Source organism: Pseudomonas sp. GM33, assembly GCF_000282295.1.
Classification (GTDB): Bacteria; Pseudomonadota; Gammaproteobacteria; order Pseudomonadales; family Pseudomonadaceae; genus Aquipseudomonas; species Aquipseudomonas laurylsulfatiphila.
The window spans coordinates 1-9,375 of record NZ_AKJO01000144.1 but is presented as its reverse complement, the minus strand read 5'-3'; the positions used below and the strand labels follow the sequence as shown (position 1 = coordinate 9,375).

Below are 9,375 nucleotides of genomic sequence, written 5' to 3'. Positions count from 1 at the left end.
ATCCCCGGATGAACACCTCCGCTCAGCCTGCCGAGGGGGCGGGTGGATCAAGATCACAAGCTGCAGGCGAGCTAACGCTCGGCCTGTTGAGTGGTGAAGAGCGGTTGTGTACGCCGACCCACTGTAGGCGCTGCCGAAGGCTGCGATCTTTTGCTCTTGATCTTCCGCTCTTTCGACATTGTCAAAAATCAAAGGTAGTAGCTGGCTTGTCAGCGATGGCGGCCTGCCAGCTGATCAATCTCTCTCAGACATACGCCGAACCACTGTGGGAGCTGGCTTGCCAGCGAAGGCGGCCTTCCAGCCGACCATTTTCTACAGCTGGCCCAACATCCTTACTTCCCAACCAATCCTTCCTACCCCGGCAATCTCAGCTCCGCACACAACCCCCCACCTTCCCGATTGCTCAAGGTCAACGACCCTCCAATCGCTATCGCCAGTTGCTGGGCAATCGCCAACCCCAACCCGGTGCCGCCGGTGCTGCGGTTGCGGGAGTTTTCCACGCGGTAGAACGGCTCCATCACTTGCTTGAGTTCTTCCTCGGCGATCCCCGGGCCACGGTCGAGGATCTTGATCGACAGCTTGCCGTCGGCCTGTTTTTCCACGTGCATCTCGGCAGCTCCGGCAAATTTCAATGCGTTGTCCGTCAGGTTGACCAGTACCCGGCGCAGGGCGTGGGGACGGGTGTCGATGACGGTGGTGCTCTTGCCTGTGAGTTGAACGTCCTTGCCCATGTCCTGGTAGTCGAACACCAGGCTGTCGAGGAACGAGTCGAGGTCGGTGCGGCGGCTTTCTTCGGTGGCGCCGTGGATGCTGCGGGCGTAGGCGACGCCTTCGCGTACCAGGTGTTCCATCTCGCCCAGGTCGTTCCACAGTTTGTCTTTTTCGCTGGAGTCGTCCATGAACTCGGCGCGCAGTTTCATGCGGGTGATCGGGGTTTGCAGGTCGTGGGAGATCGCCGCAAGCAATTGCATGCGTTCCTTCAGGTACGCCGCGATGCGTGCCTGCATCGCGTTGAAGGCCTTGGCGGCGTGGGCGACTTCGGTCGGGCCTTTTTCGTCCAGAAGCACGGGGTGGGCGTTGGGGTCCAGGGTTTCGACGGCGTCGGCGAGACGGGTGAGGGGGCGGATGGCGATTCTGACCGCCAGCCAGGAACAGGCGAGCATCAGCGCCAGTTGCCCGAGCAACACGATGGGTAGCCAGGGCGACAGCGGCACCATCGCCGGGCGGAGGTCGATTGTCAGCGGGCTGCCATCCGACAGGTTCAGGTGCACTTGGAAGTGTTTTTTCGGCCCGGGGATCTCAGTAAAGGTCATCGGGTAATCGTGGCCGATGGCGTCCTTGATCGAGGCGATGGCAATGGGTGCATCGGGCATGTCGGTGCGGATGGGCGTGCCCGGCGACCCCTCGTCGAGCAGGTAATTGTAGTTGCGCCGTTCCAGTTGTTTGAGCCAGGCGGCTCGTTCATCGGCGGGCAAGCGGTCGAGGATGGCAATGGAGGTGGAAACATCGGTTTCCAGGTTGCCGAGCATGGTGTTTTTCGAGGATTCGTAGCGTTCGTAGTACTGCGCGCCGAAGGACAATGCCTGGGCGAGGATCAGGCCGATCAGGAATATCAGCGACAGCCGCGAGGCCAGGGTCCGCGGCCAATGCAACGCCCCCGTCATGATTGATCGCCCAGGATTTCCACCGGCAGGGAAAACACATAGCCTTCGCTGCGCACGGTCTTGATGTAGGCCGGTTCGCGGGCGTCGTCGAGCAGGCGCTGGCGCAGGCGACTGACCAAAAGATCGATGGAACGGTCGAACAGGTCGGCGTCGCGGCCCTGGGTCAGGTTGAGCAATTGATCGCGGTTGAGCACCCGTTGCGGATGGTCGAGAAACACCCGCAGCAATCGATATTCGGCGCCGCTCAGGGCGACCATGGTGCCGTCTTCATCGAGCAGGTGACGGGCCGAGGTGTCCAGGCGCCAGCGCCCAAAGGCCAGCAGGCGACTGGCTTCGGTCACCACCAGGTTTGGCGGCAGCATGCGGGTGCGCCGCAGCACCGCGTTGATCCGCGCCAGCAGTTCACGGGCGGCGAAGGGTTTGACCAGGTAGTCGTCGGCGCCCATTTCCAGGCCCAGGATGCGGTCGGTTTCATCGTTGCGGGCGGTGAGCATCAGCACCGGCGTGGTCTTGTGTTTACCGGCGCGCAATTCGCGGCAGAGCAGCAAGCCATCGTCCCCCGGCATCATGATGTCCAGCACGATCAGGTCCACCGGGGTGGTTTCCAGAAACGCGCGCATCTGCCGTCCATCCGCCACGACGGTGGTGCGCAGGCCGTTCTTCTTCAGGTAGTTACCTACCAGCTCGCGGATTTCGCGGTCATCGTCAACGATGAGGATGTGATCAACGTGATCCATTGGGCCAAACCTCTGATGAATGGGGATTGCCACACAGTCTATCGAGCCCGGGCGGGGTCGCCTGCCGCCCTTTGTATTGCAGTGTATCCGGCCTGCCTGCGGATACACACGAAGGCAAAAAAGCCGATTTCCGGGGGTTTTGTATTGCTCTGTATCTGCACGCGGTTCTGATACGTACCGATTGATTCACGCCGATTCCCGACACAGACGAGATACCTCGCAGGCTTTTAATAGGTTCCATCGAGGCAAACCAGAGCGCCTCGGCCCAACGAACTGTTGAAACCTTGAGGAACTCGCCATGAACACCAAAGCCGTCTACGCCGCTTGCCTGTTTGCCGCCCTGAACATCTGCACCCTGTCGGCCCGCGCCGAAGCCGATGTTGCGCCCAAAACCTACACCTACGGCAGCCATCTTGACATCAGGAAAGTGGTTTCGCTGACCGAGGACGCTACGCCTTCCTGCGGTGTGGTCAATGCACGGCTGACGTACCTCGACTCCCAGTCGAAAACCCAGGTGCTGGATTACAGCAAGTTCGCCGACCACTGCAACTCGGAAAACTGAGTGTTGCGATCGACGACCGCCTAATCCCATTGAATCAGGAAGGACATCATGAACAACGTATCCCGCTTTCTTACCGCCATCGCCTTTTCCGTCGCCGGTGCGGCAGCCCATGCCAACGCCTCTGTCGAGCAAAGCGCCTGCGCCAGCAACACCTGCTTCCAGCTGACGCCCGTGGCAGAGAAGGGCACCCAGGGCTTCCTTGCGCAAGACGGTTCCAGCCGTACGCCGCAAGGGCAGATGCTCGCCGAGAACGGTGCCAGCCGCACGCCTCAGGGGCAGTTGCTGGATGAACAGACAGCTTGAAAACACCTCAATCCACTGTGGGAGCGAGCCTGCTCGCGAAAGCGATTGTCCGGTCAATGATGTGTCGCCTGACCCGACGCCATCGCGAGCAGGCTCGCTCCCACATTGGCTCTATGTCGCCCTCTGAATTGTATTAGGTGATCCCATGTTACTCATCGCTTTCCTGGGCGGCATATTGACCGTCCTCAGCCCGTGCATCCTGCCGGTCGTGCCCTTCCTGTTCGCCGGGGCCGATCGCACACGCGCCTCGATCCTGCTGACCCTCGGCGGCATGGTCCTGACCTTCGCCCTCGTCTCCAGCCTGGCCGTGGTCAGCACCGAGTGGGTGATACAGGCCAGCAACACCGGCCGCCACGTCGCCCTGTTCGTCATGGTGCTGTTCGCCCTGTCGCTGATTTCCGCCCGGGTCGGTGACTGGCTGGCACGCCCCTTCGTGCTGCTGGGCAATCGCATCGACCCGGATTCGCGCAAGATGTCCGGGCCGCTGGCGTCGATCATGATCGGTGTCGCCACCGGGCTGCTCTGGGCACCCTGCGCCGGGCCGATCCTCGGAGTGATTCTGACCGGCGCCATGCTGCAGGGCGCGAACGCCGGTACCAGTCTGTTGTTGGTGGCCTATGGCGCGGGCAGTGCGCTGTCCCTGGGTGTCCTGATCTTTGCCGGGCGTGGCCTGGTCAATCGCTTGAAGCCGTCGATTCCGGTCACCGGATGGCTGCGCCGGGGCGCCGGGGTTGCGGTGCTGGCCGGTGCGGCGGTGATCGCAACGGGGGCCAATGACCTGTTGCTGGCCAACACCTCATCGGAAGGTGTCAGCCGTATCGAGAAAGACGTGCTGGAGACCGTGCCGAAAGTCGTCGATTACCTGGTCAGCAAGGTCCAGGCCGACAGCACCATGGGCAACGCCCAGGGCGCGATGCCGTCCTTGTCCGGCGCGGTGGACTGGATCAACTCACCGGCACTGACCAACGAAGCCCTCAAAGGCAAGGTGGTGCTGGTGGATTTCTGGACCTTCGACTGCATCAACTGCAAGCACACCCTGCCGTACGTGAAGGACTGGGCGAAGAAATATGAAAAGGACGGGCTGGTGGTGATCGGCGTGCACACGCCTGAATACGGCTTTGAACGCGTCATCGACAACGTCAGGGACAAGGTGAAGGAATACGGCATCACCTACCCGGTGGCGATCGACAACAACTACGCGATCTGGCGCAACTTCGACAACCAGTACTGGCCGGCGCACTACATCATCGATGCCAAGGGGCAGGTGCGTTACACCCACTTCGGCGAAGGCAGCTACGACACGCAGGAGAAAGTGATCCAGCAGTTGCTGGAGGAGGCCAAGGCCAGCGCGCCAGCGGCGTAAACGGCTTGATCAATGGCTCACGGGCATAGCCTCGTGGGCCATGTTTTTTTTCTCCTGACCACGCCGCCACGCCGCCGGCGGTGCACCGAACTCGCGACGAAAGGCACGGCTGAAGGCGGTATCGGTCTGGTAACCCACTTCCTCGGCGATGCGCGTCAATGAGTTGTTGCTGCTGCGCAACAGGTTGGCGGCGAGCAACATCCGCCATTGCGTCAGGTACTGCATCGGCGACACCCCCACCAGTTGCTGGAAGCGCTCGGCCAACACCGATCTTGAAGTGCTGGCGGTGCGCGCCAGTTCGTCCAGCGTCCAGGCGTGGCAGGGTTTTTTGTGCAAGGCGTTGAGGGCGGCGCCGACGATGCGGTCGCGTACACCGGCCAGCCAGCCGGTGCGGCCTTCGCCCTGTTCGTTCATGTACAGGCGCAACACTTCGATGAACAACACTTCGGCGAGTTTGGCCAGGACTCCTTCGCCGCCGGGGCGGGGCGAGCGGGCTTCGGCGAGGGCGTAGCGCACGGAGGATTCCAGCCAGATACCGGCACTCGAACCGCGCACGTTGACCCGCACCACGGGTGGCAAGCCCTTGAGCAACATGCCCGCCAGGCGCGTGTCGCACGCCAGGTAGCCGCACACCAGGCGGGTGACCGCGCCACCACCGCCATAGCTCAGCTGGCGGGGCCGGCGCGCCAGCACCGCATCCAGTCGCGCACCCGTGGCCGGGGGCAATCCGGGTCGGGAGCACATGCGATGGGCGTCGCCTTGGGGGAAGATCACCACGTCGCCGGCGCTCAGCAGCAGCGGCGGGTCATCGCCCAGCTCGACGTAGCACTCGCCCTCGGTGATCAGGTGAAAGATCACCACCCGTTCCGCATCGGGCTCCAGGAACGGCGCGGCCGTGTCGGCGCTGGGCGACTGGTAGCACCAGGGCGCGGTGAACCGCGCGTTGATGAAGATCGCGCCGACCAGGTGCACCACCCGGAGGGTCTGTGACAGAGCGTCCATAGGGGTTTCCCCGTGACAGGATTCCTGATTGTGAACGTGTCGGTGCGCCGTGTGGAATCTCCGGACGATCGGGCAGGCTTGGGCGACGATCGGGCAGGACGCCAGCGCCCGTCAGGACGATAGTTGGATCACAGGGTGAATGCGCCCTGCCATCCAGAACAATAAAGAGAGGTTGCCATGCCTAAGTTCGTCATTGAACGTGAGATCCAGGGCGCCGGAGCTCTGTCGGAAAGGGATTTGAAAGCCGCTTCGCTAAAGTCCTGCCAGGCTTTGCGTGAGTTGCCGGAGGTACAGTGGCTGCAGAGCTATGTCACCGGTGACAAGCTCTACTGCGTGTACATCTCGCCGAGCGAGGAGCAGATCCAGGAGCACGCCAGGATCAGTGGTTTTCCCGCCAACCGCATTTCCCGGGTCATGAACATCATCGATCCGACGACAGCGGAGTAACCGCGATCAGGCCCGATTCGTGTTTCAACCCAGAGACTGCCTCCATGAGTACACCCATTGATCTGACTGCCTTGAAAAACCGCCAGATGGCCTCCTGGGCCAGCGGCGACTACGCCGTGATCGGCACCACCCTGCAAATCGTCGGCGAGCAACTGGCCGAAGCCTGTGACCTGTTGTGCGATGAGCGCGTGCTCGACGTCGCCGCCGGCAATGGCAACGCGACCCTCGCCGCCGCTCGCCGTGGCTGCCAGGTGACGTCCACCGACTATGTTGCCGCCTTGCTCGAGCGCGGCGCAGAACGGACCCGGGCAGAACGCCTGAATGTCGCCTTCCAGGTCGCCGATGCCGAAGCCTTGCCCTTCGCCGACGGCAGCTTCGACGCCGTGCTTTCCACGTTCGGTGTGATGTTCACGCCGGACCAGCCCAAGGCCGCCGCGGAGCTGGCGCGAGTTTGCCGCCCGGGCGGGCGGATCGGCCTGGCCAACTGGACACCGGAAGGTTTCGTCGGCCAGATGTTCAAGACCCTGGGCCAGCACCTGCCACCGCCGCCGGGAGCGAATCCACCCTCGCGCTGGGGCACCGAAGCCTGGCTGCACGAGCATTTCGACGAGCGGGACTTCCTGCTGCAGGTGACGCGTCGCACGTTCAATTTCCGCTATCGCTCTGCAGCGCATTTCATCGACACCTTCCGCCAGTGGTACGGACCGGTACACAAAGCCTTCGCCGCACTGCCCGCGGATGGCGCCAAGGCCCTGGAAGCGGACCTGACCGAGCTGATCAACCGAATGAACCGGGCGGGCGACAAATCGCTGGTGGTGCCGAGTGAATACCTGGAGGTGGTGATCACGCGGCGGTGAAGTGCCATGCATAACCCCTGTAGGAGCGAGCTTGCTCGCGATGGACTCGAAAACACCGCGTGCATCCAGAAATCACGCGTAATCGTTATCGATCATCGCGAGCAAGCTCGCTCCTACAGGGGGCTGTGTTCAGACACGCTAAACCACTTTCGCCCCCCGCGCCTGCAGCAACTCGCGCAACACCGACCGATGACAATGCGCTTCATCCTCGCAATAACAGCCCACGGCCAGGGACGTGCTGTGAGACAGCGCGGCCAGCAAGTCCAGCATCTGGCTGGCGGCGGGCTGGTTCATCTCGGCCTTGAACTTGCGCCGGAACACCTCCCAGGCCTTGGCATCCTGCGCAGCCTTGGCCTCGGCCACCAGTTCCGCGCTGGGTGCCAGCAAGGGCTGCCAGACATCATAGAAATCCCGGCTGGCGAATTCGGCTTTCGGTACGCCACGGGGAGGGCGGCGCACCGTGCCCAGGCGCAAGCCTTCATCGGGGCGACGCGGCGAACCCAGTTGAACGATATGGACCGGCATGGCTACTTGAGCCGCGATTCGTCGAACCACTCCAGCGCCGTGCGCCAGAAGCAGATACCGAGGAAATACGCCGACATCAGCAGCCACAGCCCCATCACCATCGGGTTGATCACCGGATGGTTGAGCACCAGCGACAAGCTGCACAGCAACCAGATGGCCGTCACCGCAATGTTGATCGGCATGAACCGGCGCACGCGGAACGGGTGCAGGAATTTCATCCGGGTCACGGTCAGCAGGGCCAGGCCAATGATGGTCATGAAGGTGATCCACGGCGACGGGGCGATGATGTACAGGCACAGGGCAACCACGTTCCAGGCGGCGGGGAAGCCCTGGAAGTAGTTGTCCTTGCTCTTCATGTTGACGTTGCAGAAACAGAACAGCGACGACACCAGAATCAGCGACACGCTCAGCAGCAGGGTGTAGTCCGGCAACGGGATGTAGCGATAGATGAACAGCGCCGGGATAAACACATACGTCAGGTAATCGATCACCAGGTCGAGGATCGAGCCATCGAAGCTCGGCAACACCGACTGCACGTTGACCTTGCGCGCCAGTGCGCCGTCCAGTCCGTCGACGATCAGGGCGACACCCAGCCACAGCAGGCAATGGGTCGGCTGGTTATCCAGCAGGGACAGTGTGGCGAGGAAAGCGGTGACCACGCCGGTGGCCGTAAAACCATGGGCGCCCCATGCTTTGAGTCTGGCGATGTACAGGGTTGAAATCACAGGGGCGTTCTCCAGTGAATGAAGCAAGCCAGTTGACGCCCCGCATGAGGGGCGCTGGCAAACCGGGTCGGGTTGCAGGTATCGACCGGGTATCCGCGGATAAGGTTCACCACCTATGAATCTTAGCCGCGCTGAAAAAAAATACCCCGGACAATCCGCAGTGACACGGGCGCGTCAGCCCAACGGCGCTGGCACATTCGTCTGCGAGGTCTATCGTTGCCTGTCTGGACAGAACCCTTCCCAAGAGGACAAGCGTCATGAACACCAGCGATCTGCTCGAACAGTTATTGCGCGCCGGCCAGGGCTCGATGGCGCAACGGGGGGGCGGTGGCGCGTCGGCCCAGGGCGGGCTCGGCGACCTTGGCGGATTGCTCGGCGGGTTGTTGGGCGGTGGCGCCGGTGCGGGTGCGGGCGGCGGTGGCGCAGGGTTGGGCGGTTTGCTCGGTGGTTTGCTGGGCGGCGGTTCGCCGATGGGCGGCGCACCGCAAAGCCGCTCCGGGGGCGGCACCAATTATGCGGCGCTGGCGTCCCTCGGCATGATGGCGTTCCAGGCGTACCAGGCCTGGCAACGCAGCCAGGCGTCGGCCCCGCAGGAAGCGCCGCGCACCGTCGACTTGCTGGCCGGCCCGGAAGCCGAGGAACACAGCCATGCGATCCTGCGGGCGTTGATTGCGGCGGCCAAGGCCGATGGCCGGATCGATGATTCCGAAAAACAGATGATCAGCACTGAAATCGGCCGTCACACCGACGATCCGCAATTGCAGCAATGGCTGGACGATGAGGTCGCCAAGCCGCTGGACCCCAATGAAGTGGCGCAGTCGGCCACCGACCCCGGCATGGCCTCGGAGATGTACCTGGCCAGCGTGATGCTGGTGGACGACCAGCAGGACGCCGAGCGCAACTATCTGGATGAACTGGCCGCGGCATTGCAGATCGAGCCAGAGTTGCAATTGCATCTGGAGCAGCAGGCCAAGGGCACTGCCTAAAGCTTCGCGAGCAGGCTCGCTCCCACAGGTTGATCCGCGCCGAACCCAGATTCTGCGTGCGCTGAAAATCACTGTGGGAGCGAGCTTGATCCGCGCCGAACGCAGAAGCTGTATGCGCTGAAAGTCATTGTGAGAGCGAGCCTGCTCGCGAAGCGGTCGTCACAACCAACATCCTTGGCGCCTGACCCACCGCCATCGCGAGCA

General features: G+C 62.6%; 11 protein-coding genes. 6 read left to right on the top strand and 5 right to left on the bottom strand.

Annotation, left to right across the window (positions count from 1 at the left end):
- Window positions 1–353: 353 nt before the first annotated feature.
- Together PMI26_RS05765 and PMI26_RS05770 are read right to left on the bottom strand one after the other, a co-directional pair.
- The gene (locus PMI26_RS05765; RefSeq protein ID WP_007978358.1) at window positions 354–1,664 is read right to left on the bottom strand and encodes an ATP-binding protein; all 1,311 of its coding nucleotides are present in this window, start codon (window positions 1,662–1,664) and stop codon (window positions 354–356) included.
- On the bottom strand, window positions 1,661–2,401 hold the full coding sequence (locus PMI26_RS05770) for a response regulator (RefSeq protein ID WP_007978356.1): 741 nt from the start codon (window positions 2,399–2,401) through the stop codon (window positions 1,661–1,663). The genes PMI26_RS05765 and PMI26_RS05770 overlap by 4 nt, the downstream gene beginning before the upstream one ends.
- Window positions 2,402–2,699: 298 nt before the next feature.
- Here PMI26_RS05770 and PMI26_RS05775 point away from each other — a divergent pair, with 298 nt between their 5' ends.
- The 3 genes from PMI26_RS05775 (at window position 2,700) to PMI26_RS05785 (ending at window position 4,629) form a co-directional block, all read left to right on the top strand.
- Window positions 2,700–2,963, top strand: a complete 264-nt coding sequence (locus PMI26_RS05775; protein WP_007978355.1) for a DUF2790 domain-containing protein — start codon at window positions 2,700–2,702, stop codon at window positions 2,961–2,963.
- A gap of 48 nt (window positions 2,964–3,011) precedes the next feature.
- Window positions 3,012–3,266 carry a hypothetical protein gene (locus PMI26_RS05780; RefSeq protein ID WP_007978353.1) on the top strand — a complete coding sequence of 85 codons (255 nt, stop codon included), beginning with the start codon at window positions 3,012–3,014 and terminating at the stop codon, window positions 3,264–3,266.
- Window positions 3,267–3,411: 145 nt separating this feature from the next.
- Window positions 3,412–4,629: a cytochrome c biogenesis protein DipZ gene (locus PMI26_RS05785; protein WP_007978351.1), complete on the top strand. Its 1,218-nt coding sequence runs from the start codon at window positions 3,412–3,414 to the stop codon at window positions 4,627–4,629.
- A 9-nt stretch (window positions 4,630–4,638) separates the two neighbouring features.
- Here the strand turns inward: PMI26_RS05785 and PMI26_RS05790 are convergent, their stop codons facing one another.
- A complete protein-coding gene (locus PMI26_RS05790) occupies window positions 4,639–5,631 on the bottom strand; it encodes an AraC family transcriptional regulator (protein WP_007978348.1) in 993 nt (330 codons plus the stop codon).
- A gap of 177 nt (window positions 5,632–5,808) precedes the next feature.
- On the opposite strand from PMI26_RS05790, the gene PMI26_RS05795 reads away from it, so the two are divergent.
- Together PMI26_RS05795 and PMI26_RS05800 are read left to right on the top strand one after the other, a co-directional pair.
- Entirely contained in the window at window positions 5,809–6,078 is a 270-nt protein-coding gene (locus PMI26_RS05795; RefSeq protein ID WP_007978346.1) for a DUF4242 domain-containing protein, read from the top strand.
- A 44-nt stretch (window positions 6,079–6,122) separates the two neighbouring features.
- Window positions 6,123–6,935, top strand: coding sequence for a class I SAM-dependent methyltransferase (locus tag PMI26_RS05800; protein ID WP_007978344.1), 813 nt, complete (start codon window positions 6,123–6,125; stop codon window positions 6,933–6,935).
- Between the two features lie 138 nt (window positions 6,936–7,073).
- Here the strand turns inward: PMI26_RS05800 and PMI26_RS05805 are convergent, their stop codons facing one another.
- Together PMI26_RS05805 and pcsA are read right to left on the bottom strand one after the other, a co-directional pair.
- On the bottom strand, window positions 7,074–7,460 hold the full coding sequence (locus PMI26_RS05805; protein ID WP_007978342.1) for a DUF488 domain-containing protein: 387 nt from the start codon (window positions 7,458–7,460) through the stop codon (window positions 7,074–7,076).
- Window positions 7,461–7,462: 2 nt separating this feature from the next.
- Window positions 7,463–8,185, bottom strand: a complete 723-nt coding sequence (pcsA, locus tag PMI26_RS05810) for a phosphatidylcholine synthase (protein ID WP_007978340.1) — start codon at window positions 8,183–8,185, stop codon at window positions 7,463–7,465.
- 257 nt (window positions 8,186–8,442) lie between these two features.
- Between pcsA and PMI26_RS05815 the strand changes: the two genes are divergently transcribed.
- Window positions 8,443–9,171 carry a tellurite resistance TerB family protein gene (locus tag PMI26_RS05815; RefSeq protein WP_007978337.1) on the top strand — a complete coding sequence of 243 codons (729 nt, stop codon included), beginning with the start codon at window positions 8,443–8,445 and terminating at the stop codon, window positions 9,169–9,171.
- Window positions 9,172–9,375 lie beyond the last annotated feature (204 nt).

Coding starts and splice junctions, on each gene's coding strand:
- PMI26_RS05765 (WP_007978358.1), bottom strand. CDS start 1,664: ATGACGGGGGCGTTGCATTGGCCGCGGACCCTGGCCTCGCGGCTGTCG.
- PMI26_RS05770 (WP_007978356.1), bottom strand. CDS start 2,401: ATGGATCACGTTGATCACATCCTCATCGTTGACGATGACCGCGAAATC.
- PMI26_RS05775 (WP_007978355.1), top strand. CDS start 2,700: ATGAACACCAAAGCCGTCTACGCCGCTTGCCTGTTTGCCGCCCTGAAC.
- PMI26_RS05780 (WP_007978353.1), top strand. CDS start 3,012: ATGAACAACGTATCCCGCTTTCTTACCGCCATCGCCTTTTCCGTCGCC.
- PMI26_RS05785 (WP_007978351.1), top strand. CDS start 3,412: ATGTTACTCATCGCTTTCCTGGGCGGCATATTGACCGTCCTCAGCCCG.
- PMI26_RS05790 (WP_007978348.1), bottom strand. CDS start 5,631: ATGGACGCTCTGTCACAGACCCTCCGGGTGGTGCACCTGGTCGGCGCG.
- PMI26_RS05795 (WP_007978346.1), top strand. CDS start 5,809: ATGCCTAAGTTCGTCATTGAACGTGAGATCCAGGGCGCCGGAGCTCTG.
- PMI26_RS05800 (WP_007978344.1), top strand. CDS start 6,123: ATGAGTACACCCATTGATCTGACTGCCTTGAAAAACCGCCAGATGGCC.
- PMI26_RS05805 (WP_007978342.1), bottom strand. CDS start 7,460: ATGCCGGTCCATATCGTTCAACTGGGTTCGCCGCGTCGCCCCGATGAA.
- PMI26_RS05815 (WP_007978337.1), top strand. CDS start 8,443: ATGAACACCAGCGATCTGCTCGAACAGTTATTGCGCGCCGGCCAGGGC.